The sequence below is a fragment of the Streptomyces sp. HmicA12 genome (assembly GCF_000373565.1).
Taxonomy (GTDB): Bacteria; Actinomycetota; Actinomycetes; order Streptomycetales; family Streptomycetaceae; genus Streptomyces.
The window spans coordinates 35,345-60,348 of record NZ_KB891815.1; the positions used below are offsets into that span (position 1 = coordinate 35,345).

A 25,004-nucleotide genomic window follows, 5' to 3' on the forward strand; every position below is an offset into this window, starting at 1 on the left:
GCGGCACGTCGGAGGGCCCGGGAACGGGCCCTCGCGATCTTGACCGGGCCCCTTTCGAAGATGACCCGGTCACGAGATATCTTGATGTCGAGCAATATTGAGCAGACTGAGAAACACTGCCGACGATGGAAGACGTGGAGCGGAGCCCCCGGTGACTGACTCGACCATTATTTACACGCACACTGACGAGGCCCCGGCCCTCGCGACGTACTCCTTCCTGCCCGTCATCGAGGCCTACGCGTCCACCGCCGGTGTGCGCGTGGAGACCCGTGACATCTCGCTGGCCGGCCGCATCATCGCCGCCTTCCCCGAGCACCTCAACGAGGACCAGCGCATCGCCGACGCGCTGGCCGAGCTCGGCGAGCTGGCCAAGACGCCGCAGGCGAACATCATCAAGCTGCCGAACATCTCGGCGTCCATCCCGCAGCTCAAGGCCGCCGTCGCCGAGCTGCAGGAGCAGGGCTACGCGCTGCCCGCGTACCCGGACGAGCCGAAGACCGACGAGGAGCGCGAGATCCGCGCCCGCTACGACAAGATCAAGGGTTCCGCCGTGAACCCGGTCCTGCGTGAGGGCAACTCGGACCGCCGCGCCCCCGCCTCGGTGAAGAACTACGCCAAGGCGCACCCGCACCGCATGGGCGCCTGGACCGCCGAGTCCAAGACCAACGTCGCCACGATGGGCGAGAACGACTTCCGCTCCACCGAGAAGTCCGCCACCGTCGCCGCCGACGACGCCCTGCGCATCGAGCTGGTCGCCGACAACGGCACCACCACCGTGCTGCGCGAGTCCGTACCGGTCCTCGCCGGTGAGGTCGTCGACGCCTCCGTGCTGCGCGTCGCCGCCCTGCGCGAGTTCCTGACCGCCCAGGTCGCCCGCGCCAAGGAAGAGGGTGTGCTGTTCTCCGCGCACCTGAAGGCCACCATGATGAAGGTCTCCGACCCGATCATCTTCGGCCACGTCGTGCGCGCCTTCTTCCCGGAGACCTTCGCCCGCTTCGGCGGCGACCTGGCCGCCGCCGGCCTGACCCCGAACGACGGTCTGGGCGGCATCTACAAGGGCCTCGAGTCGCTCGCGAACGGCGCCGACATCAAGGCATCCTTCGAGGCCGAGCTGGCCGCGGGCCCGGAGCTCGCCATGGTCGACTCCGACCGCGGCATCACCAACCTGCACGTCCCGTCCGACGTCATCATCGACGCCTCCATGCCGGCGATGATCCGCACCTCGGGCCACATGTGGGACAAGGACGGCAACGAGGCCGACACCCTCGCCGTCATCCCGGACTCCTCCTACGCCGGCGTGTACCAGGCCGTCATCGAGGACTGCCGCGCCCACGGCGCCTACGACCCGTCGACCATGGGCTCCGTCCCGAACGTCGGCCTCATGGCGCAGAAGGCCGAGGAGTACGGCTCCCACGACAAGACCTTCGAGATCCCCTCCACCGGCACCGTCCGCCTGGTCAACAAGGCCGGCGACGTCGTCCTGGAGCAGGCCGTCTCCGAGGGCGACATCTTCCGCGCCTGCCAGACCAAGGACGCCCCGATCAAGGACTGGGTCAAGCTCGCCGTCACGCGCGCCCGCGCCACCGGCGACCCGGCCGTGTTCTGGCTGGACGAGGGCCGTGCCCACGACGCCCAGCTGATCAAGAAGGTCGAGGCGTACCTGCCGGAGTTCGACACCGAGGGCCTGGACATCCGGATCCTCGACCCGGAGGCCGCCACCAAGCTGTCGGTCGAGCGCATCCGCGAGGGCCTGAACACCATCTCGGTGACCGGCAACGTGCTGCGTGACTACCTGACCGACCTCTTCCCCATCCTGGAGCTGGGCACCAGCGCCAAGATGCTGTCGGTCGTCCCGCTGATGAACGGCGGCGGCCTCTTCGAGACGGGCGCCGGCGGCTCCGCCCCGAAGCACGTCCAGCAGCTGGTCAAGGAGAACTACCTGCGCTGGGACTCCCTCGGTGAGTTCCTCGCCCTGGCCGTCTCCTTCGAGCACCTCGCCACCACCACGGACAACGCCCGTGCCAAGGTCCTCGGCGAGACCCTCGACCGCGCCACCGGCACGTTCCTCAACGAGGACAAGTCGCCGACCCGTCGCCTCGGCGGCATCGACAACCGCGGCAGCCACTTCTACGTCGCCCTGTACTGGGCCCAGGAGCTGGCCAAGCAGACCGCGGACGCCGAGCTCGCGAAGGCCTTCGCGCCGCTCGCCGAGACGCTCGCCGGCAACGAGCAGAAGATCGTCGACGAGCTCATCGCGGTCCAGGGCTCGCCGGCCGACATCGGCGGCTACTTCCAGCCCGACCCGGCCAAGGCCGACAAGGTGATGCGCCCGTCGCAGACCCTGAACGAGGCCCTCGCCTCCCTCGCCTGATCCCACGCGGGCTCCACTGCCCCGGCCGGCCTCGCGCCGACCGGGGCAGTGTGCTGTTCGCGCAGCGCCGAAGCGGCCGCAATTGATGCTCTTCACATGCGCTGACCTGGGTAGGCTGCGTCGATGAGCACTCTGGATGACGCACGCGCGGGCATGGACCCGGCGATCCGACCGCAGGACGACCTCTTCGGCCACGTCAACGGCCACTGGCTGGCGACCGAGCCGATCCCCGACGACCGCTCCAGCTGGGGCCCCTTCGTGCAGCTCGTGGACGTCGCCGAGCAGCAGGTGAAGGAGATCATCCAGGACATCGCCGCGGGTGGCCCCACCAGCCTGGACGCGGACGAGGCGCGCAAGATCGCCGACCTGTACGCGTCGTTCATGGACGAGGAGGCCGTCGAGGCGCGCGGTCTCGACCCGGTGCGTCCGCTGCTCGCCGAGGTCGCGGCCCTCACCGACGTGCGGCAGCTGGCCGGCTTCATCGGCCGTTTCGAGCGCACCGGCGGCTCCGGCCTGTTCGGCTCGTACATCGACTCCGACGACCGCGACTCGGACCGTTACCTCTACAACATCCTCCAGGGCGGCCTCGGCCTGCCCGACGAGTCGTACTACCGCGACGAGAAGTTCGCCGAGACCCGCGAGAAGTACGAGACGTACCTCACCGAGCTGTTCCGGCTCGGCGAGCACGCCGACCCGGCCGCCGCCGCGCGCACCGTCCTCGCCCTGGAGACCCGGCTCGCCGAGGGCCACTGGGAGCGGGCCGAGACGCGGGACGTGCAGAAGACGTACAACCTCACGACCTTCGACGAACTCACCGCGCTGGCCCCGGCGTTCGACTGGCGCGCCTACGTCGACGCGCTCGGCGGCACCGACGCCACCCTCGCCCAGTCGTGCGTGCGTCAGCCCTCCTACCTCGCGCACCTGTCGACGGTCCTCGCCGAGACGCCGGTCGAGCAGTGGCGCGACTGGCTGCTCGCCCGCGTGCTGCGCGTCAGCGCCCCTTACCTGTCCTCCGCGTTCGTGAACAACAACTTCGAGTTCTACGGGCGCACCCTGAACGGCACCCCCGAACTGCGTGCCCGCTGGAAGCGTGCCGTCGCCTTCGTCGAGGGCGCCATGGGCGAGGCCGTCGGCAAGGAGTACGTGGCCCGGCACTTCCCGCCGGCCTCCAAGGCCCTGATGGACGAGCTGGTCGCCAACCTCCTGGAGGCCTACCGCCAGTCCATCGGCGCCCTCGACTGGATGACGGACGAGACGAAGGAGCGGGCGTACGAGAAGCTCGCCACGTTCCGCCCGAAGATCGGCTACCCGGACGCGTTCCGCGACTACTCCGCGCTGAGCGCCGTCCCCGACGACCTGCTCGCCAACGCCTACGCGGCCGACGCCTTCGAGCACGACCGGCAGATGGCGAAGATCGGCGCGCCGGTCGACCGCGACGAGTGGTTCATGCTGCCGCAGACCGTGAACGCGTACTACAACCCGGGAACGAACGAGATCTGCTTCCCGGCAGGCATCCTGCAGAAGCCGTTCTTCTCGCCGGAGGCGGACGCCGCCGAGAACTACGGCGGCATCGGATCCGTCATCGGCCACGAGATCGGCCACGGCTTCGACGACCAGGGCGCGCAGTACGACGGCCGGGGCAACCTGAACGACTGGTGGACCGCCGACGACAAGGCCGCCTTCGAGTCGAAGTCCAAGGCGCTCATCAAGCAGTACGACGCTTTCGAGCCGCGCAACCTGCCGGGCGAGCACGTCAACGGCTCGCTCACCGTCGGCGAGAACATCGGCGACCTCGGCGGTCTGACCATCGGCCACACCGCCTACCTGATCGCGCTCGCCGGGGCCGACGTGCCGGTCGACGACGAGGGTGTCAGCGGCTCGCAGCGGCTGTTCCTGAACTGGGCCTACTGCTGGCGCACCAAGCGGCGCAAGGAGCAGGAGCAGCAGTACCTGACGATCGACCCGCACTCGCCGCCGGAGTTCCGGGCCAACATCGTGCGGAACCTGGACGAGTTCCACGAGGCGTTCGCCACGGAGGCGGGGGACGGGCTGTGGCTCGACCCGGCCGAGCGGGTGCGGATCTGGTGATTTCGGTTCGGCGGGGTCGAGCGGCGCGCGCCGCTCGACCCCGCCGAACCGAAATCACCAGATCCGCACCCGCTCGGCCGGGTCGAGCCACAGCCCGTCCCCCGCCTCCGTGGCGAACGCCTCGTGGAACTCGTCCAGGTTCCGCACGATGTTGGCCCGGAACTCCGGCGGCGAGTGCGGGTCGATCGTCAGGTACTGCTGCTCCTGCTCCTTGCGCCGCTTGGTGCGCCAGCAGTAGGCCCAGTTCAGGAACAGCCGCTGCGAGCCGCTGACACCCTCGTCGTCGACCGGCACGTCGGCCCCGGCGAGCGCGATCAGGTAGGCGGTGTGGCCGATGGTCAGACCGCCGAGGTCGCCGATGTTCTCGCCGACGGTGAGCGAGCCGTTGACGTGCTCGCCCGGCAGGTTGCGCGGCTCGAAAGCGTCGTACTGCTTGATGAGCGCCTTGGACTTCGACTCGAAGGCGGCCTTGTCGTCGGCGGTCCACCAGTCGTTCAGGTTGCCCCGGCCGTCGTACTGCGCGCCCTGGTCGTCGAAGCCGTGGCCGATCTCGTGGCCGATGACGGATCCGATGCCGCCGTAGTTCTCGGCGGCGTCCGCCTCCGGCGAGAAGAACGGCTTCTGCAGGATGCCTGCCGGGAAGCAGATCTCGTTCGTTCCCGGGTTGTAGTACGCGTTCACGGTCTGCGGCAGCATGAACCACTCGTCGCGGTCGACCGGCGCGCCGATCTTCGCCATCTGCCGGTCGTGCTCGAAGGCGTCGGCCGCGTAGGCGTTGGCGAGCAGGTCGTCGGGGACGGCGCTCAGCGCGGAGTAGTCGCGGAACGCGTCCGGGTAGCCGATCTTCGGGCGGAACGTGGCGAGCTTCTCGTACGCCCGCTCCTTCGTCTCGTCCGTCATCCAGTCGAGGGCGCCGATGGACTGGCGGTAGGCCTCCAGGAGGTTGGCGACCAGCTCGTCCATCAGGGCCTTGGAGGCCGGCGGGAAGTGCCGGGCCACGTACTCCTTGCCGACGGCCTCGCCCATGGCGCCCTCGACGAAGGCGACGGCACGCTTCCAGCGGGCACGCAGTTCGGGGGTGCCGTTCAGGGTGCGCCCGTAGAACTCGAAGTTGTTGTTCACGAACGCGGAGGACAGGTAAGGGGCGCTGACGCGCAGCACGCGGGCGAGCAGCCAGTCGCGCCACTGCTCGACCGGCGTCTCGGCGAGGACCGTCGACAGGTGCGCGAGGTAGGAGGGCTGACGCACGCACGACTGGGCGAGGGTGGCGTCGGTGCCGCCGAGCGCGTCGACGTAGGCGCGCCAGTCGAACGCCGGGGCCAGCGCGGTGAGTTCGTCGAAGGTCGTGAGGTTGTACGTCTTCTGCACGTCCCGCGTCTCGGCCCGCTCCCAGTGGCCCTCGGCGAGCCGGGTCTCCAGGGCGAGGACGGTGCGCGCGGCGGCGGCCGGGTCGGCGTGCTCGCCGAGCCGGAACAGCTCGGTGAGGTACGTCTCGTACTTCTCGCGGGTCTCGGCGAACTTCTCGTCGCGGTAGTACGACTCGTCGGGCAGGCCGAGGCCGCCCTGGAGGATGTTGTAGAGGTAACGGTCCGAGTCGCGGTCGTCGGAGTCGATGTACGAGCCGAACAGGCCGGAGCCGCCGGTGCGCTCGAAACGGCCGATGAAGCCGGCCAGCTGCCGCACGTCGGTGAGGGCCGCGACCTCGGCGAGCAGCGGACGCACCGGGTCGAGACCGCGCGCCTCGACGGCCTCCTCGTCCATGAACGACGCGTACAGGTCGGCGATCTTGCGCGCCTCGTCCGCGTCCAGGCTGGTGGGGCCACCCGCGGCGATGTCCTGGATGATCTCCTTCACCTGCTGCTCGGCGACGTCCACGAGCTGCACGAAGGGGCCCCAGCTGGAGCGGTCGTCGGGGATCGGCTCGGTCGCCAGCCAGTGGCCGTTGACGTGGCCGAAGAGGTCGTCCTGCGGTCGGATCGCCGGGTCCATGCCCGCGCGTGCGTCATCCAGAGTGCTCATCGACGCAGCCTACCCAGGTCAGCGCATGTGAAGAGCATCAATTGCGGCCGCTTCGGCGCTGCGCGAACAGCACACTGCCCCGGTCGGCGCGAGGCCGGCCGGGGCAGTGGAGCCCGCGTGGGATCAGGCGAGGGAGGCGAGGGCCTCGTTCAGGGTCTGCGACGGGCGCATCACCTTGTCGGCCTTGGCCGGGTCGGGCTGGAAGTAGCCGCCGATGTCGGCCGGCGAGCCCTGGACCGCGATGAGCTCGTCGACGATCTTCTGCTCGTTGCCGGCGAGCGTCTCGGCGAGCGGCGCGAAGGCCTTCGCGAGCTCGGCGTCCGCGGTCTGCTTGGCCAGCTCCTGGGCCCAGTACAGGGCGACGTAGAAGTGGCTGCCGCGGTTGTCGATGCCGCCGAGGCGACGGGTCGGCGACTTGTCCTCGTTGAGGAACGTGCCGGTGGCGCGGTCGAGGGTCTCGCCGAGGACCTTGGCACGGGCGTTGTCCGTGGTGGTGGCGAGGTGCTCGAAGGAGACGGCCAGGGCGAGGAACTCACCGAGGGAGTCCCAGCGCAGGTAGTTCTCCTTGACCAGCTGCTGGACGTGCTTCGGGGCGGAGCCGCCGGCGCCCGTCTCGAAGAGGCCGCCGCCGTTCATCAGCGGGACGACCGACAGCATCTTGGCGCTGGTGCCCAGCTCCAGGATGGGGAAGAGGTCGGTCAGGTAGTCACGCAGCACGTTGCCGGTCACCGAGATGGTGTTCAGGCCCTCGCGGATGCGCTCGACCGACAGCTTGGTGGCGGCCTCCGGGTCGAGGATCCGGATGTCCAGGCCCTCGGTGTCGAACTCCGGCAGGTACGCCTCGACCTTCTTGATCAGCTGGGCGTCGTGGGCACGGCCCTCGTCCAGCCAGAACACGGCCGGGTCGCCGGTGGCGCGGGCGCGCGTGACGGCGAGCTTGACCCAGTCCTTGATCGGGGCGTCCTTGGTCTGGCAGGCGCGGAAGATGTCGCCCTCGGAGACGGCCTGCTCCAGGACGACGTCGCCGGCCTTGTTGACCAGGCGGACGGTGCCGGTGGAGGGGATCTCGAAGGTCTTGTCGTGGGAGCCGTACTCCTCGGCCTTCTGCGCCATGAGGCCGACGTTCGGGACGGAGCCCATGGTCGACGGGTCGTAGGCGCCGTGGGCGCGGCAGTCCTCGATGACGGCCTGGTACACGCCGGCGTAGGAGGAGTCCGGGATGACGGCGAGGGTGTCGGCCTCGTTGCCGTCCTTGTCCCACATGTGGCCCGAGGTGCGGATCATCGCCGGCATGGAGGCGTCGATGATGACGTCGGACGGGACGTGCAGGTTGGTGATGCCGCGGTCGGAGTCGACCATGGCGAGCTCCGGGCCCGCGGCCAGCTCGGCCTCGAAGGATGCCTTGATGTCGGCGCCGTTCGCGAGCGACTCGAGGCCCTTGTAGATGCCGCCCAGACCGTCGTTCGGGGTCAGGCCGGCGGCGGCCAGGTCGCCGCCGAAGCGGGCGAAGGTCTCCGGGAAGAAGGCGCGCACGACGTGGCCGAAGATGATCGGGTCGGAGACCTTCATCATGGTGGCCTTCAGGTGCGCGGAGAACAGCACACCCTCTTCCTTGGCGCGGGCGACCTGGGCGGTCAGGAACTCGCGCAGGGCGGCGACGCGCAGCACGGAGGCGTCGACGACCTCACCGGCGAGGACCGGTACGGACTCGCGCAGCACGGTGGTGGTGCCGTTGTCGGCGACCAGCTCGATGCGCAGGGCGTCGTCGGCGGCGACGGTGGCGGACTTCTCGGTGGAGCGGAAGTCGTTCTCGCCCATCGTGGCGACGTTGGTCTTGGACTCGGCGGTCCAGGCGCCCATGCGGTGCGGGTGCGCCTTGGCGTAGTTCTTCACCGAGGCGGGGGCGCGGCGGTCCGAGTTGCCCTCACGCAGGACCGGGTTCACGGCGGAACCCTTGATCTTGTCGTAGCGGGCGCGGATCTCGCGCTCCTCGTCGGTCTTCGGCTCGTCCGGGTACGCGGGCAGCGCGTAGCCCTGCTCCTGCAGCTCGGCGACGGCGGCCTTGAGCTGCGGGATGGACGCCGAGATGTTCGGCAGCTTGATGATGTTCGCCTGCGGCGTCTTGGCCAGCTCGCCGAGCTCGGCCAGCGCGTCGGCGATGCGCTGGTCCTCGTTGAGGTGCTCGGGGAAGGCGGCGATGATGCGGCCGGCCAGCGAGATGTCACGGGTCTCCACGCGCACACCGGCGGTGGACGCGTAGGCCTCGATGACGGGCAGGAAGGAGTACGTCGCGAGGGCCGGGGCCTCGTCAGTGTGCGTGTAAATAATGGTCGAGTCAGTCACCGGGGGCTCCGCTCCACGTCTTCCATCGTCGGCAGTGTTTCTCAGTCTGCTCAATATTGCTCGACATCAAGATATCTCGTGACCGGGTCATCTTCGAAAGGGGCCCGGTCAAGATCGCGAGGGCCCGTTCCCGGGCCCTCCGACGTGCCGCCTCAGCGGCCGCCGCTCCTCCCCCGCGCCAGCAGATACAGGAAGTACGGCGTCCCGATCACGGCCGTCATCAGGCCCGCGCCCAGCTGCGCCGGTGCGATCACGGTGCGGCCCAGGAGGTCCGCCGTGCAGACCAGGGACGCGCCGAGGAGCAGGGCGACCGGGAGGACGCGGACGTGGCGGCGGCCGACCAGGGCCCGGGCGGCGTGCGGGGCGACGAGGCCGACGAAGCCGATCGTGCCCGCGGCGGCGACCGCGGTGGCGCTGAGCAGGACACTGAGGACGAGGAAGCCCAGGCGCGCGCGGCTCAGCGGCAGGCCGAGCAGGCGCGGGGTGTCCTCGTCAAGCGCGACCAGGTCCAGCTCGCCGCGCCGGCTCACCGCCACGGCGATGCCCGCGACGAGGACGATGGCCAGCGGCGCCGAGTCGGCCAGGGTCCGCCCGTACGTGGAGCCGGCGAGCCAGGTGAGGGCCTTCGTCGCGTTGAACGGATCGGTGAGGATGATCATGAGGCTGGTCAGGGCCGCGGCCCCGGTGGCGACGCCGAAGCCGACGAGGACGAGGCGGTTCTGCTGGAATCCGCCCTTCGCCGCGAGGCCGAACACGATCACGGCGCTGAGCGCGGCGCCCGCGAACGCTCCTCCGGCGACGCTCCACGTCCCCGCCATCGGGACCGTCGTGACGAGCAGGACCGCGCCCACCGCCGCGCCGTTGGTGACGCCCAACACCCCTGGTTCGGCGAGGGGGTTGCGGGTCACGGCCTGGATGAGTGTTCCGGCGAGGGCGAGCGCCGCGCCGGCGAGCAGGGCCGCGACGACCCGGGGCAGCCGGGTCTCCAGGACGAAGGAGACGGTCTGACCGGCCCTGCCCTGCGCCCAGTTGGCCACGTCACCCAGCAGGAGCTTGCTGTCTCCGAGCAACAGCGCGGCGATCGCCACACCCACGGTCACGGCCACCAGAGCCGTGGTCGTGATGACGAAGGTCGTCCGGCTGCGCAGGCGGATCCGGTCGACGGCGGCGGCTCCGCCGGTGTCCCGGACCCGGGCCGCCATGACGACGAGGAAGACGGCGCCGACCAGGCTGGTGACGACGCCGGTGGGCACCGCGACGGCGGTGTCCGCCGCGACGAGGGCGCGCAGCAGGACGTCGGAGCCGAGGACGAGGGCCGCGCCGGTCAGTCCCGCGAACCCCAGCGCGGCACGGGACTTCGTGAACGCGTGGAACCTGCGGGTGAGCGCGCGTACGAGGGCGGGCGCGCACAGGCCGACGAACCCGATGGGTCCCGCGAGGGTGACGGCGGCCGCGGAGAGCAGCGCGGACAGGACGACGGCGATGATCCGGGTGGAGCGGACGGGGACGCCGACGCCACGCGCCGCGTCGTCGCCGAGCGCCAGGGCGTCGACGCGGCGGGCGATCAGCAGCAGACCGAGCAGGCCGACGAGCCCGACGGGCACCATCTGCAGGACGCCGTCGAAGCCGTTCTGCCCGATGCTGCCCTGGTTCCAGGCGTACAGGCCCTCCGTCTCCCGCGGGAACAGCAGGATCAGCCCCTGGGTGACGGCGGCCAGGCCGAGGGTGAGGGCGCTGCCCGCGAGGACGAGGCGGACGGTGCCCGCGCCGAGGCCGGAGAGCCCGAGGACGACGGCCGCCGCCGCGAGCCCGCCGACGAAGGCGACACCGGACGAGGCGACCAGCGGCAGCGAGGCCCCGGTGACGGCGGCGAGCCCGAGGGCGAGGTACGAACCGGCGTTGACGGCAAGGGTGTCCGGTGCGGCGATGACGTTGCGGCTGATCTTCTGCAGGGCGGTGCCCGCCATGCCGAGGAGGGCGCCGACGAGCAGTCCTGCGCACATCCTCGGCAGCCGGGAGGCGATGACGACGGACGCGTCACCGGTGTCGGCCCGGCCGGTGAGCGCCTTCCAGACCTCGGGGGCGCCGACGGCGGCCGTGCCCTGGGTGATGTCGACGGCCGCGAGGGCGGCGACGAGGGTGAGCAGCGCGGTCGTCACCACGGCCGCACCCGTACGGGATGCGGCCACCTGGGGACGGGTGGTGGGTGCGGTGGTGGTGACGGCCATGGTGCTACTTCGTCAGCGCCTCGACGACGGAGTCGACGTACTTGCTCATCGACTCGGTGCCGCCGAACATCCAGATGCCGTCGGGCAGTCGGTGCACCTGGCCCTTCTTGACGAACGGCAGCGACGTCCAGACCTTGTCCTTGGTCAGGGCACCGGCGTACGGGGTGGCGTTCTTGTCGTCGTCGTTGCCGATGTAGGCGAAGTGCACGTCGTCGGGAAGCTTGGTGAGCCCCTCGACGTCGGTGGCACCGAGGCCGTAGGCCTTGTCGCCCTTGACCGTCCAGGCGTTCTTCAGACCGAGCTTCTCGTTGACGCCGCCGATCAGCGAACCGCTGGTGTACGGCCGCACGGAGACCTGGTTGGACGCCACCCACCCGTCGGCGAAGGCGATGTCGGCACCGGCCAGATCGGCGTCGGCGAGCGCCTTCTTCCCCTCGGCGAGCTTCGCGTCGAAGTCCTTCTTCAGCTGCGTGGACTTCTCGGTGGTGCCGGTGGCCTCGGCGATCAGGTCGAGGTTCTCCGTCATCTGGCCGACCGGGTCGGACGCGTCGGCGGACGTGACGGTGAGCACCGGGGCGATCTTGCGCAGCTGCTTGACGGCGGCCGCGGGGAGGTCGGTCGTCGCGACGACGAGGTCGGGCTTGATGGCGGCGACGGTGTCCATGCTCGGCTCACCGCGCGTGCCGATGTCCTTGGCGTCGTTCGTCAGCGGGGCGGCCGCGTCCCAGGTCTTGTACCCCTTGACATCGGCGACGCCCGCCGGGGCGACACCGAGGGATATCAGGCTCTCGACGACGTTCCACTCGGTGCCGACGACCTTCTTGGCGGGGCCGTCGAGCTTCACCTTCGCGCCGGTGGCGTCGGTGAGCTGGATCTTCTCGGTGCTCTTCTTGGTGTCGGCGTCCGCCGCGGGCTCGGTGGTGCCGCACGCGGTCAGGGCGAGAGCGGCGACGGTGGCGGCCGCCGTGGTGATCAGGAGGCGTCTCATGAGGTGGTGCGCAGCCTTTCGGTACGTTCGTGATGACGGCCGAGGGCGCGCGTGCGCAGCCGGCCGGTGAGGGGGTCGGTGTCGACCTCGATGCGGATGCCGTACGTGGCGGAGAGCCGGTCGGCGGTCAGTACGTCCTCGGGGGCGCCGTCCGCGACGACGCGCCCCGAGTCGAGGAGCACGATGCGGTCGGCCACGGCCGCGGCCTGGTCGAGGTCGTGCAGGACGGCACCGACGGCGATGCCGTGGTCCTGCGCCAAGTCCCGCATCAGGTCGAGGAGTTCGACCTGGTAACGCAGATCGAGGTAGGTGGTGGGCTCGTCGAGCAGGAGCACGCCGGTCTGCTGGGCGAGGCAGCCGGCGAGCCAGACGCGCTGGAGCTGGCCGCCGGACAGGTGCTCGGCGCCGCGGTCCGCGAGCGCCGCGACGCCGGTCAGCGCGAGCGCGTGGTCGACCGCCTCCCGCCCGCCCGGGTCCGCCTTGCCCCAGCGCCCCCGGTACGGGTAGCGGCCGAACTCGACGACGTCCCGCACCGTCAGGCCACTGGGCGTGGGCCGCCCTTGGGTGAGCAGGGCGACGCGGCGCGCGAACTCGCGGGGTCCGAGGGTGAGGCCGTCGGTGTCGCCGTCGAGGACGAGCGTGGCCGTCCTGGGCCGTTGCAGCCGCGCGAGCGTGCGCAGCAACGTGGACTTGCCGCTGCCGTTCGGCCCCACCAGGACCGTCACTTCGCCCGGCCGCACGGTCATCGCCGCGTCGTGGACGACGTCGACGCCCTCGTACGCCACGGTGACGCCCGTCGCGGACAGTTCATGACCCTGGGGGCGTGGGGCCACGCTGGTCTCTTCAGCTTGCACGCGGCAAAGGTTAGCCTAACCTAAGCACCGACCGGGAGGGGGTCCCGCGGGACGGTCGCATCACCCGCAAGAGGAAACTCGGCCAGAAAGTCGCCCCGCCATCAACTCGCCTTCACCGTAGGTGCGTTGCTGTGACACCTCCCCCTTCGAGTCGACATGGATCAGGCACCGAAAAGGCCGCCGCCCGGCCCGGAGGCCAGAGGGCGGCGGCCCGCCAGGTGTCAGCGGCTCACCGCACGGAGAGCCGGACCAGCCGGGTGCGCGCGGACGGCTCACCCTCCACCTGGAACGCGACATACCGGGCCGAACCATCGGCGGACAGCTGCCGAGTGGACCCGCGGCCGCTGGTCCGTCCCGCGTCGCGGTAGTCGATGCCGTCGTCGCTGAACTGCACGCGCCCGGTGGGCGCCGCGCCGGTCGTCCACTGCGCCTCCACGGCGCTGATCCGCTGGACGGCGCCGAGGTCCACGACCAGACGGCCGTCGCGGCCGGGCCGCCACGACGTGGCGGTGTCGCCGTCCACCGCCGCGCTCGGGTCCGACATCTCCTCGGGCAGCGGGCTGTTGGGGAAGACCTCGCGCCCCAGAGCCAGGTCCGGGTGCGGGAAGGCGGCGGCACCGCGCAGGTCGACCACGGTCTCCCGACGGGCGTGGACGGTGACGGAGGCGGTGCGCCCCTGTCCCTCGACCCGTATCCGGGCGTCCGCGCCGGACAGGCGCAGCCGCGCGCCGTTGTCCACCTGTACGCGCAGGCCCGTCGGCAGGGAGTCGCCCTTCGCCGGGGTGAGCGTGAAGCGGGTCGGCAGCAGGCGCGCGGCGGCCGCGTCGAGCCGGGCCTCGAACGTCGTGCCGTCCCCGGTCACGGTCTGGGTGCCCTCGAAGACCACGACGCGCGTACGGGACTGGGGGACGGCGACCGGCGTCGCGACGGGGTCGCCGGAGAGGTTGAACAGGCTCAGGTGTCCGTCGGTCAGCGCCGCCCGCACGGCGGTGTGCTCCGCGGTCGGGCCGCTCTCGCGGGCGAGGTCCCGCAGCTTCGTCGCGGACGCCTGGGCGAAGCCCTCGACCACGAGCGGCGCCGCTGCTCCGTCGGACAGCACGATCGTGTCGCCGTAGACGGACAGGGGATGATCCGTGCCGCGCACGACGAGTCCGGCCCGGCCGTCGACGTCCAGCCAGCCGCCCCGGCTGCTCGCCTCGGGCACCGGCCAGGCCACCAGGTCCTGCCAGTCGGTGCCGTCCGCCGAGCCCTGGACGCGGTACGCACGGCCCGCCGCGGCCTCCCAGCTGAGGGTGACCTCGGCGACCTCCTGGGCCATGCCGAGGTCGACGGCCAGCCAGCTGTCGGCGCGCGGACGATCGGCCTTGGAGACGGCCCAGCGGGTCGCGGCTTCGCCGTCCACCGCGAGCCCAGCCGCCTTGCCCGTGTCGGCGGAGGACGCCGTCGCCGCCTTGCCGCGCGCCAGGTCGGGACCCTCGGCGTCGGCTCGCGCCTCAAGGGCGTACAGGGAGTAGCCGTACGACGGGTCGGGGCGCACGCCCAGCATGCGGAGGTGGCGGACCGTCGCGCGCGGGAACGTCAGCCGGTCCACGCGCCCGCCCGCGTCGGCGCTCGCCGCGGGGGACGCGTCGGCCGCGCGGACCGACACCTGTCCCTCCTCGAAGCGGTACGTGCGGTTGCCGTCGAGCCCCTCGATTCCGGGCATCGTGAGGTTGTGGATCTCCAGGTGGCCCTCGCCCGCGGCCGTCCCGCTGCTCGCGTAGACGACGGAGCCGGTGGGCAGAGTGGTGAATCCGGCGTGTCCGCCGTCCAGTCGCAGCAGGGTCGCGCTGCCGTCGAAGCCGTCACGGACCTTCTCGTACACACGCACCGTGCGCCCGGCGACCTTGCCGCTCGTCGCGGGCAGGAACATGGGGGTGGCGCCGCTGAGCCGGAACAGCCAGTCGTCGTGCGCCGGCTGCCAGGTGAACTTCACGAATCCGGGCTTGGAGACGGCTCCCGCCCAGGCCGCGGGCGACTGGTGGGAGACGAGTCCGGGTCCGGTGCCGAAGTCGGTCACCCCCGAGGCGTGCGCGAACAGTTCGGCGCGCGAGTACGGGGTCACCTGGCGCTTCTCGGCCGCCGCCCACACGTGCAGGAGATAGCTGATGGCGATCTCGGCCCGGGCCTCGGGCTCGTACTTCGGCTCCCCGGAGAACTTCGCCAGCCGGTACTCCGGCGGATACTTCTGGTACGCCTCCAGCCGCTGCGCCAGCTCCTGTTCGGCGCGCGCCGCGGCCCGGTCGCCCAGCACCTGCGACAGGAACGCCAGGGGGATCACGTCCCGGCCGTAGAGGTGCTCGCGGTCATTGACCATCGGCATCAGCGGCTCGCCCGCGTCGCTCATCACGCCGAGCAGGGTCCGCCACAGCGCCGTGCCGTTCGGCTGGTGTGTGAGGACCTCGGGCAGCGGCCGGCCCGCGGTCAGGAAGTGGGCGGCGTTCCGCCCCGACGTGCGGAACAGCTCTTCCTGGTAGTGCGGGCCGAACGAGCCGTGGTTCTCCACGATGAACGTGTCGTAGAGATTGCGGGCGGTGTTGCGCGCGACCGGCACGCCGTCGACCAGGGCCGGGTTGGCGAGGTCTGCGGGCGGCAGGCCCGTCTCGTTGCGCGACCACAGTCCGTACGCGTCGCGCCAGTCGGCGGCGCGCGCGTCGTCGGACGCCCAGGCCAGGGCGGGGGCGAGCGACTGCGCGTAGACGCCCATCTCCTCCAGCTTGGTGTCCCCCTCGTGGCCGCCGGCCAGGCCGTGCGGCGTCCAGGAACCGGAGGCGGGGTCGTCGCCCGTGCCCAAGGCCGTGGTGTACGCGGCCTGCTCGCGGGTGATCTTGTCGACGTTCGCCCGGGTCTCGGCGTCGAGGTCGTCCCAGAGCAGCCGGGCGGCGAGGACGAAGTACAGCTGGAAGGTCGTGTCGAAGAAAAGGGTGCGGCCCCACTCGGTGCCGCCGGTGAGCCGGTTCGAGGCGGCGAAGTGGCGCAGGGTGGCCACCGTGCGCCGGGCGAGTTCGTCGCGCGCGACACCGGCGAGGTCCGCGTCGTACGTGCCGTGGGTGAGCAGGAGGGCGTTGCCGAGCACCACGGCGAAGCCGAAGTCCTTCGCCGTGTAGTACCCCTTGGCCTCGTCCCACTGCGTCTCCGACCAGCGGGTGTGCTGGAGCAGGACGCGGTGGTAGACGGCGGCGACGTCGTCCGGCGGGGTGCCGGTTCCGGCGGATGCGGTGGCGGTGCCGTCCGCCGCGTGGGCCCCGGCCGCGCCGAGTGTGCCCGGCAGCACGGTTGCCGCACCGGTGAGGCCGAGGAGTTGGAGCAGGCGCCTGCGGTTGATCAGGTCGACCGGGTCGTTCAGGGGCGGCACGGGTGGTCCTCTCACGCGAGACAACGTTGTCAGCAGGGGGGCCGCCCCATAGTCGGCGTCCGTGGGACGTACGTCAACGCATGGGGCGGAATTGATGCGAGGGCACAGGACGCCTGGTCAGCCGGACGCCGTACGGGTTCGGGTGAGGACGGCGCGCAGCTCGGCGACGGGGATCTTGGGCTCCCGGTCAGCGGTGAGCAGGCCGTTGGTCTCCTGGAGCGTGTCGGTGAACTGCGTGTAGCAGAAGCCCGCGAGGCCGGAGTCGACGGCGGCCTCGACGAGCGAGGAGAGCCGCTCGGCGAAGTCCTTGCCGGTGGCCACGGTGTCGTAGCCGAACCACTCCTCCCCCGCCGCCGGCTCGAAGGTCGCGCCGCCGAACTCGCTGAGGACTACGGGCTGTTGGTCGTGTTCGACGCCGTCGAGGAGGAGTCGCTTGGCGCCGGGCCACTGTTCGCGCAGTTCGCCTCGGCGCAGCGCGTCGTGCCCGTAGCGGCGGCGCAGGGTGGCGGCGTCCTGCGTGTAGTCGTGCACGCCCCACACGTCGGCCCGGGAGATCTCCCAGCCGTCGTTCGAGACCGCGGGCCGCGAGGGGTCGAGGGCCTTGGTCAGGTGGTAGAGCGCGTCCATGAAGTGGCGCTGGGCCGGGACGTGGGCGGGGTTCGGCACGGACCAGGACTCGTTGACCGGGACCCAGGCCATGATCGAGGGGTGGCTCAGGTCGCGTGTGACGGCCTCGGTCCACTCGTGGGTGACACGCTCGACGGTCGCCGTCCCGAAGGCGTACGCGGACGGCATCTCCTCCCACAGCAGCAGCCCGAGCCGGTCCGCCCAGTACAGGAAGCGCGGATCCTCGATCTTCTGGTGGATCCGCAGCCCGTTGAGGCCGATCTCCTTGGCGAGTTCGGCGTCGCGGCGCAGAGCCTCGCCCGGGGCAGCCAGGTGGGTGTCGGGCCAGTAGGCCTGTTGCAGGGCGAAGCGCAGGAAGTACGGCTTGTGGTTGAGGAGGAAGAGGCCGTCGTTCCAGTCGATGTCGCGCAGCCCGAGATAGGACGCGACCCGGTCGAGGGGTGCGTCGTCGGTGTCCGTGAGCGTCACGGTCGCGTCGACCAGGTGCGGATGCTCGGGCGTCCAGAGCAGGTCGTCGAGATCCTGCCCGTGGCGCAGGGCGGGGACCGTGATGTCGAACGCGGTCTCCTGCTGGTCGGTGCGGATCCGCTGTTCGGCCAGGACCCGCTCCCCGTGCGCGAGCCGTACCGTCAACTGCCTTTCCCCGCGCGGCCACTGGCTGAGCCTCACCTGGCAGTGCACGCGCGCCCGGGTGACGTCCGGCGTCCAGTGCAGGCTCACGAGGTGTTCGTCGGGGACCTCCTCGAGCCACACGGGCTGCCAGATGCCGGTGGTGCGGTGGTACCAGATGACGTGCGGGTCGCGCCGCCAGTCCTGCTTGCCTCGCGGCTGGGTCGTGTCCTGGGGCTGGTCCTCGGCGCGCACCACGATCACGTGGGGGCCGTCGCGGTCGACGGCGTCGGTGAGGTCGCAGGTGAATCCGGTGTGGCCGCCCTCGTGCCGGCCGACCGGCCGGCCGTCGAGCCACACTTCGGCCCGGTGGTCCACGGCACCGAAGTGCAGCAGCAGCCGGCGGCCTGCCGCGGGCCTGGTCAGGTCCACGCTGCGGCGGTACCAGACCACCGGGTGGAAGCCGGTGTCGTGGATGCCGGAGGCCGGGGACTCGGGCGGGTAGGGCACGGTGATGGTGGCGGTGAAGGGTGCGGTGACGTCGGGGTCCGGCCAGCGGGCCCGGCGGCCGAGGTCCGCGTCGTCGTGGGCGAACCGCCACGGTCCGCTCAGGTCGCGCCAGTTCGGGTCGCGGACGAGCTGCGGGCGCGGATGGCCCGCGGCGTCGAGATGGGTGGGGTGCATCGTGGAACTCCGGTGATCTCGTGCAGGGTGCGGTGGTTCAGGTGCGCGCGTCGGGCCCGGCCGTGCGCAGGTCGACGACGGTGGCGGCGAAGGCCAGCGGTCCCGGGAGCAGCGGCAGCAGCAGCGGCGTGGACCACATGAGCAGTCCGGCGAGGACCACCGCGGCGAGCAGCAGGACGCTCCCTCGCGGATCGGCCGAGGTCCGCAACAGGCCCGCGCGCAGAGACAGTTGGTCGGCTCCCGGCAGGGCCGTGCAGCGCAGCGCCACGACCGCGCCGCCGACGGTCAGCAGGACGAGCGCGGGCGCCACGAGCCCGGCGCCGGGCAGATCGCTGCGCAGCAGGGCGGTGTCGACGAGCACCGCCACCGCGACGAGCGGCAGCAGCAGCCCGGCGGCGACGGAACGTGCGGTGGTGCGGGCGCGCAGGCGGCGGACGAACCCGCCCACGTCGGCCTGGGTGCCGGTCTCCGCGGCCTGTCGCAGGGTTCCCGACGCGGCGGCGAACGCGGCCGGCGCGGTCACGACGGGCAGGCAGGCGAGGCTGGTGAGCAGCCCCACGAGGAGCATGTCGGCGAACATCGTGAACCCGGAGCCGAAGACCTCGCCGGGTTCACGGCGTCGGCGGCTCTCCGCGGCGGGCGTCTTGACCCGGTGCGCGGCGGTCATGTGATCGGTGGCCATGGGGTCAGCCCTTCAGTCCGGAGGTCGCCATGCCCTGCACCAGGTAGCGCTGGAAGACGAAGAAGAAGAGCACGATGGGCAGGACCGAGATCACCGACATGGCGAACATGGGCCCGTACGCGGAGGTGCTGGACTGGTCGACGAAGCTGCGCAGCGCCAGGGTGATGGTGAACTTCTCCGGCGCGAACAGATAGATCATCTGCGTGAAGAAGTCGTTCCACGTCCAGATGAAGGCGAAGATCGCCGTGGTGATCAGTGCCGGACGGCTCAGCGGCAGGGTGATGGCCCAGTACGTACGGAACGCTCCGCAGCCGTCGATGCGCGCCGACTCCTCCAGCTCGCGCGGCAGCCCGCGCATGAACTGGACGATGAGGAAGACGAAGAACGCCTCGGTGGCGAGGAACTTGGGCAGGATCAGCGGCCAGTAGGTGTCCACCAGGCCGAGGCGGTTGAAGATGATGTACTGCGGAATCAGGACGACATGGTGGGGCAGCATCAGCGTCGCCACCATGAAGCCGAACATGGGGCCGCGCATCCGGAACCGCAGCCGCGCGAAGGCGTAGGCGGCCAGCGAGCAGGACAGGACGTTCCCGATCACCGCGCCGACCGCGATCATCAGCGAGTTGCCGAGCAGCCGGGTCACGCTGACGCCGGAGACGCCGTCCAGGGCGGTGGTGTAGTTGGACCACTCCAGGTGGCTGGGCCACAGGTCGAGGCTGGTGACGACCTCGTCGGCCGGTTTCAGGGACGTGGCGAGCAGCCAGGCCAGCGGGTAGAGCAGCACCAGCAGGGAGACGAGCGCGACGGTGTGCGGCAGCCAGCGCTTGAGGTCCGGGCCGCTGCCCGTGAGGTTCTTGGCGGTGAGACTCATCGCCCCTCCTCGTCCGCGTAGAAGACCCAGGACCGGGAGGTCCGGAACAGGATCAGGGTGATGACGCCGATGGCGATCAGCAGGAGCCAGGCCATCGCCGCCGCGTAACCCATGTGGGAGGCGGTGAAGCCGCGCTCGTACAGGTAGAGGGTGTAGAAGTTGATGGAGTCGGCGGGCCGGCCGCTGCCGTTGCTGACCACGAAGGCCGGGGTGAAGACCTGGAAGGACTGGATCATCTCCAGGACCAGGTTGAAGAAGACGACCGGGGACAGCATCGGCACGGTGATGGAGACGAACTGCCGCCAGCGGCCGGCGCCGTCGAGGGCGGCCGCCTCGTACAGGTCGGGCGAGATCTGCTGGAGCCCCGCCAGGAAGATGACCATCGGGGCGCCGAACTGCCAGGCCGTCAGGGCGACCACGACGTAGATCGCGAGGTCGGGGTTGCCGACCCAGCCGCCGGTGTGGATGCCGATCGAGTCGAGCAGGTTCGGGATCGTGCCGCCGTCGTTGTACAGGGCACGCCACACCAGCGCGATGGACATGCTCGCGCCGAGCAGCGACGGCGCGTAGAAGGCGGAGCGGTAGAAGGCGCGGCCGCGGCCGAGGTTCTTCAGGAGCATCGCCGCGCCGAGCGCGAGGCCGAGCTTGAGCGGAACGGCGATCACGACGTACAGGAGGGTGGTGCCGACCGAGCGCCAGTAGCGGGGGTCCTCGGTGAGCATCTCGGTGTAGTTGCGCAGGCCCACCCAGTGCGGCGGGTCGAAGAGGTTGTAGTCCGTGAAGGACAGGTAGAGCGAGACCGCCATCGGCACCAGGGTCAGCACCACGGCGCCGATCATCCAGGGCGACAGGAACACGTAGGCGGGCCACTGCTGTTCACGGCGGCGGCGCCGGGCGCTCTTCGGCCGGGGCTTCGTCGTGCGGTCGGCGCGCGGGGGCGCCTGGGTCGACAGCGCCGTCATGACCTCAGCTCCCGGTTCGCCTCGTCGATGAACTCACGGGCCGCCTGCCGCGGCGACGCGAGGTCGTACATGACGCGCTGGTAGTTGCGGTTGAAGGCGGTCTGGATCGCGACGTCGCCGCGGGGCGGCGCGGCGGGCGGTGCGTCGACCCCGTACTTCTCCATCATCTGTCCGTAGCGGTAGATCTCCAGCTCGGGGCCCTTGAGGGTCTTGGCCACGCGGGTGGCGATCGCGCGGTTGGGCGGGGTGGAGCGGGTGAAGCCGAGGATGTCGCCGGCCCGCTTGTCGTTGAGGAGGAAGTCGATCAACTCGGTCGCCTCCTTGGGGTGGGGGGTGTGCGCCCCGACGCCGAGCAGCATCGACGGCTTGAAGTAGTTGCCGGCGCGGCCGTCGGTGGTGGGGACCGGCCCGATGCGCACCTGGTCGCCCAGGAGCGCCGGATAGCCGGGGAAGGTGGCGTCCCAGGTGTAGTCGGCGGCGGCGAGCCCGCGTCCGATGGGTGTCCACTCGGTGCTGTCGGCCTGCACGGTGTCCTCGGCCTTCGCGACGGCGCCGTGCTTGCGCTGATCGTTGAAGTACGTCCAGAACGCGGTGAGGTCGTCCTCGGTGAAGCCGAGCCTGGTCTGGCTCGCGTAGAGCTTGCCGCCGCGGCTGCGCAGCCAGTCCTCGAAGACGTCCTCGTTCGTGGCGCCGTCGTTGGAACCGGCGACGGCCCGCCCGTCCGGGGCCTTCAACCCCAGGGCCGCGATCTTCTTGTTGGCCTCGGCGAAGTCCCGCCAGGTCCAGTCGGGTTCGGGCGTGGGGACGCCCGCCTTCCTGTAGATCTTGGTGTCGTACGCGTATCCGGTGATCCCGCGGCCCATCGGCATGGCGTACTGCGTGCCCTTGAAGGTGCCGGTGCGCACGAGTTCCTTGTCCATCTCGGACGTGCGGATCGCTTTGTCGCGGATCGCCTTGTCGAGCGGCAGGAGCGCGTTGCCGTCGGAGTACTGCGAGATCTGCCGGTAGTCCAGCTGCGCGACGTCGGGGATGCCGCCGCCGGCCGCCTGGGTGGCGAGCTTCTGCATGTACGCGCCGAAGTCGGCGTTCGATGTGCGGACGGTGACGCCGGGGTGTTCCTTCTCGAAGAGCTCTACGGCCTTCTTCGTGCGGGTGGCGCGGTCGTCGTTGCCCCACCAGGTGAAGGTGATCGTGACGCCGTGCGCCGCCTCGCCGCTCGCGCCGGAGCAGGCGGAGAGCGTGCCGGTCAGCGCGGTGCTGAGGGCGACGGCGGCCGTGGCGAGGACGGCCCGGCGGGGCAGGCGGCGTCGACGGCGTGGGGGTTCGGGCATGGTTGCCCTCCTGAGGGGTGGCGGAGGTGGAAGGACAGGTGCGGGCCTCAGATGCCCGGATAGACGTCGAGCCGCCCGCACATGCCGAACCGGCCGCGTGCGGTGGGTCCGGTGGCCGCGACCCGGGCGTGCGCGAGGTGCTCCGTGTGCTGTCCGCGCAAGGCGTGCAGCTGGGCCCCGGTCGCCGACGCGGCGGCCTGCGCGCCGTCGCGCCAGCGCTGTTCCCAGGCGTCGAGGCGGGGGCGGATCAGTGCGGCGGCGGCCTGCTGGAACGCCTCCAGGGGTGCCGGGTCGCCCGCTTCGGTGGCCGCGCGCAGTTCCAGGAAGCGGCGCGTGGCCAGGTCCCTGCGGGCGCGGGCGATCTCCACCTGCTCGGCCTCGGGCACGTCGTCGGGGATGCGCACGGCGTCCGCGTACGTGTCGGGGTCGTCGAGCAGGTCCTGCGGAAGGGTGAGGACCGCGTCGCCCGCCTCGGGCAGGCCGCTGTTCTGCATCACGACGGTGATCTCCAACGCGCCGTCGTTGACCAGGCGGTGGATCGTGCCGGGCGTGAACCAGGCGACGGTGCCGGGCTCCAGGGCCGTCTCCTCGTACCCGGAGAGGGTCAGGGTCTGCACCCGGCCGCGCCCGGCGGTCACCACGTACCCCTCGCTGCACGCGAGGTGCAGGTGCGGGGTGCCGCCGCCGGGCAGGCCCTCGACGGTGGGCCAGTCGTAGACGCGCAGCCGGGAGACGCCGACCGCGCCGGGGAAACCGTCGTACGCCGCGCTCACCACGCGTTCCCCTCGACCTGCGCGGCGACCTGCTCGCGGTCCCAGGCGCCGTCGGCGACGGTGACCCGGTAGGAGCGGGAGAGCGTGTCGCCGGGGGCGAGGACCAGCTCGTCGTGGAACGCCCAGGACGGGGCGACGGCGGCGAACGGGTCGCTGCGCACGAACCAGTGCGCCGGGTGCGTCCCCTTCTCCCCCGTGTGGTCGTTGCCCGCCGCGTGCTCGAAGACCAGGGTCGCGTGTCCGTCGCGCTCGTCGTGCTCGCCGACGTACGCCAGCCACGGCGCCTGCGTGCCCATCAGGTCGCCGCTGTCGGCCTCGGCGCTGAACACCCGGCCGTCGCGGAAGGCGCGCGGGCCGCGCCAGAACAGTCCGGTGTATCCGGCGGCGGGGCGGCCGTGGGTGGTGGGGCTGCCGAAGTGCAGGGGCTCGGCGCGACGGTTGGTCACCGACGAGGTCCAGGTCAGCGCCCAGCTGCCGGCCGCCGTGTCGAGGTGCGACACCTCCAGGCGGCGCTCCTCCTCGGCCCACAGCTCCCCGTCGTACGGGTGCCAGGTGAGGCGTTCGGCGATCACGGCCCGGTCGCCGGTGGCGGAGACCTCGTCGAAGGCGACGTGCGCCATCGAGCCGATCCTCTCGTGCAGCGGGAGATATCCCTCGCCGTGCACGTAGGTGTTGCCGCCCCACAGGTTCTGGCCCGAGAGGTGGGAGGCGGTGAGCTGGAGTCCCTTGTGCCAACGGTGGTCGTTGGGGCGGTAGTCGGTGACGACGGCACCGGACAGGGTGCGGATCGGGTGGAGGTAGGGCTTGGGGGCCTCCCACGCGGCCTCCGGGCGGTACACGTAGGCGAACAGCTCGGTGCCGGTGGCCTCGTGGACCACGGTGATGCGGTCGCCGTGGGCGTGGGTGAGTGCGAGCGTCATGCCTGGGCCTCTTCCGTACGGGCGTCGGCGGGCGCCCAGCCGGGGGCGTCGCCGTGCAGGGCGGTGTAGTAGGGGTCGCCGGGGCCGATGTCCCCGGCGCGGACCGTGGTGTCGGTGAACGCGGACTTGTAGAGGGCGGTGATGAACTCGAGCGTGCGGCGGCCGCCCTCGCCGCTGGTCGGGTGGCGTCGCCCGGCGTTGATGTCGGCCACCAGGGCGCGCAGTTGGGCCAGGTGCGAGCTGGGCTCGTCGGCGCCGAAGTCCTGCCAGGCGGCGGCCTCCTCGGTGGGGACGCCGGGGGCGGGGGTGATGCGCCAGTCCGCGTTGCGGTAGCCGTACAGGTGGGTGAGCTCGATGGTCGCGCGCTCGCAGTCGATGCGGATGCGGCTGACCTCGTCCGGGCTGAGCACGCTGTTGACGACCGTGGCGACGGCGCCGTCGGCGAAGCGGACCTGGGCGGTGGAGACGTCCTCGGTCTCCACGTCGTGCACCAGGCGGGCCGCCATGCCGCGCACCTCGGACCACGGGCCCATCAGGTCGAGCAGCAGATCGGTCTGGTGGATGCCGTGTCCCATGGCCGGGCCGCCGCCCTCGGTCGCCCAACGGCCGCGCCAGGGAACGGCGTAGTAGGCGGTGTCCCGGTACCAGGTGGTCTGGCAGTGCGCGACCAACTGCCGTCCGAAGGCGCCTTCCCGCAGCAGTCGCCGCACGTGCCGGGCGCCGGAGCCGAAGCGGTGCTGGAAGACGATGGAGGAGTACGGCGCGGTGTCGTCGCCCGGTTCGGCCGCCTCCACGGCGTCGTAGTCGGCCAGCGAGGGGCACGGCGGCTTCTCGCACCACACGTACGCGCCCGCCTTGAGCGCGGCCACGGACTGTTCCCGGTGCACGGCCGGCGGGGTGCACAACACGACGAGGTCGGGGCGCACTTCGGCGAGCATCGCGTCGAGGTCGGTCGACGCGTACGGGATCGCGAACTCCTCCGCCAGGGCCCGCACCGCCGCGTCGTTCACATCGACCGCGGCCACGATCTCCGTCTCGCCCTCCTCGGCGAGGGTCCGCAGGGCGGGCAGGTGGCTGGAGCGGGCGATCCCGCCGGCGCCGACCACGGCCGTGCGCAGGGGAGTCTTCGGACCTTGCGAGGACATGACGGTCCCTCTCGTCGGACAGGCGAATGGACACGGCGGTGCGGCCACCGACGCCGGCAGCAAGCGCTTGCCTTGCATGTGTTCCAACGTTGTAACCGCCACGTCTCCGCAGGGT

Annotated in this window: 16 protein-coding genes; 2 read left to right on the plus strand and 14 right to left on the minus strand. The window is 71.3% G+C overall.

Features of this window, described 5'->3' with window-relative positions; all coding sequences use genetic code 11:
- Positions 1–151: 151 nt before the first annotated feature.
- On the plus strand, positions 152–2,371 hold the full coding sequence (locus B072_RS0124370) for an NADP-dependent isocitrate dehydrogenase (RefSeq protein ID WP_018532600.1): 2,220 nt from the start codon (positions 152–154) through the stop codon (positions 2,369–2,371).
- Positions 2,372–2,494: 123 nt separating this feature from the next.
- On the plus strand, positions 2,495–4,459 hold the full coding sequence (locus tag B072_RS0124375; protein ID WP_026246244.1) for a M13 family metallopeptidase: 1,965 nt from the start codon (positions 2,495–2,497) through the stop codon (positions 4,457–4,459).
- Between the two features lie 54 nt (positions 4,460–4,513).
- On the opposite strand, the gene B072_RS0124380 is transcribed toward B072_RS0124375, so the two are convergent.
- The 14 genes from B072_RS0124380 to B072_RS0124445 all read right to left on the minus strand — a co-directional run bounded on the left by B072_RS0124380 (position 4,514) and on the right by B072_RS0124445 (position 24,889).
- Complete coding sequence (locus B072_RS0124380; RefSeq protein WP_026246244.1) at positions 4,514–6,478, minus strand: M13 family metallopeptidase; 1,965 nt, start codon at positions 6,476–6,478, stop codon at positions 4,514–4,516.
- Positions 6,479–6,601: 123 nt separating this feature from the next.
- Complete coding sequence (locus B072_RS0124385; protein ID WP_018532600.1) at positions 6,602–8,821, minus strand: NADP-dependent isocitrate dehydrogenase; 2,220 nt, start codon at positions 8,819–8,821, stop codon at positions 6,602–6,604.
- Between the two features lie 152 nt (positions 8,822–8,973).
- On the minus strand, positions 8,974–11,049 hold the full coding sequence (locus B072_RS0124390; RefSeq protein WP_020573024.1) for an iron ABC transporter permease: 2,076 nt from the start codon (positions 11,047–11,049) through the stop codon (positions 8,974–8,976).
- Between the two features lie 4 nt (positions 11,050–11,053).
- Entirely contained in the window at positions 11,054–12,037 is a 984-nt protein-coding gene (locus tag B072_RS0124395) for an iron-siderophore ABC transporter substrate-binding protein (RefSeq protein ID WP_018532599.1), read from the minus strand.
- The gene (locus B072_RS0124400) at positions 12,034–12,891 is read right to left on the minus strand and encodes an ABC transporter ATP-binding protein (RefSeq protein WP_026246243.1); all 858 of its coding nucleotides are present in this window, start codon (positions 12,889–12,891) and stop codon (positions 12,034–12,036) included. Before B072_RS0124400 ends, B072_RS0124395 begins: the two co-directional genes overlap by 4 nt.
- A gap of 229 nt (positions 12,892–13,120) precedes the next feature.
- On the minus strand, positions 13,121–16,300 hold the full coding sequence (locus B072_RS0124405) for a discoidin domain-containing protein (RefSeq protein ID WP_234018914.1): 3,180 nt from the start codon (positions 16,298–16,300) through the stop codon (positions 13,121–13,123).
- Between the two features lie 102 nt (positions 16,301–16,402).
- Positions 16,403–18,205 carry a glycoside hydrolase family 2 gene (locus B072_RS0124410; protein ID WP_018532596.1) on the minus strand — a complete coding sequence of 601 codons (1,803 nt, stop codon included), beginning with the start codon at positions 18,203–18,205 and terminating at the stop codon, positions 16,403–16,405.
- A 37-nt stretch (positions 18,206–18,242) separates the two neighbouring features.
- Positions 18,243–18,887, minus strand: coding sequence for a hypothetical protein (locus B072_RS0124415; protein WP_018532595.1), 645 nt, complete (start codon positions 18,885–18,887; stop codon positions 18,243–18,245).
- Between the two features lie 4 nt (positions 18,888–18,891).
- A complete protein-coding gene (locus tag B072_RS0124420) occupies positions 18,892–19,758 on the minus strand; it encodes an ABC transporter permease subunit (protein WP_018532594.1) in 867 nt (288 codons plus the stop codon).
- Positions 19,755–20,720, minus strand: a complete 966-nt coding sequence (locus B072_RS0124425; protein ID WP_018532593.1) for a carbohydrate ABC transporter permease — start codon at positions 20,718–20,720, stop codon at positions 19,755–19,757. Before B072_RS0124425 ends, B072_RS0124420 begins: the two co-directional genes overlap by 4 nt.
- Positions 20,717–22,051: an ABC transporter substrate-binding protein gene (locus B072_RS0124430; RefSeq protein ID WP_018532592.1), complete on the minus strand. Its 1,335-nt coding sequence runs from the start codon at positions 22,049–22,051 to the stop codon at positions 20,717–20,719. The genes B072_RS0124425 and B072_RS0124430 overlap by 4 nt, the downstream gene beginning before the upstream one ends.
- Positions 22,052–22,098: 47 nt before the next feature.
- On the minus strand, positions 22,099–22,824 hold the full coding sequence (locus B072_RS0124435; protein WP_018532591.1) for a cupin domain-containing protein: 726 nt from the start codon (positions 22,822–22,824) through the stop codon (positions 22,099–22,101).
- On the minus strand, positions 22,821–23,744 hold the full coding sequence (locus B072_RS0124440; protein WP_018532590.1) for a PmoA family protein: 924 nt from the start codon (positions 23,742–23,744) through the stop codon (positions 22,821–22,823). The genes B072_RS0124435 and B072_RS0124440 overlap by 4 nt, the downstream gene beginning before the upstream one ends.
- Positions 23,741–24,889 carry a Gfo/Idh/MocA family protein gene (locus B072_RS0124445; protein WP_018532589.1) on the minus strand — a complete coding sequence of 383 codons (1,149 nt, stop codon included), beginning with the start codon at positions 24,887–24,889 and terminating at the stop codon, positions 23,741–23,743. Before B072_RS0124445 ends, B072_RS0124440 begins: the two co-directional genes overlap by 4 nt.
- Positions 24,890–25,004 lie beyond the last annotated feature (115 nt).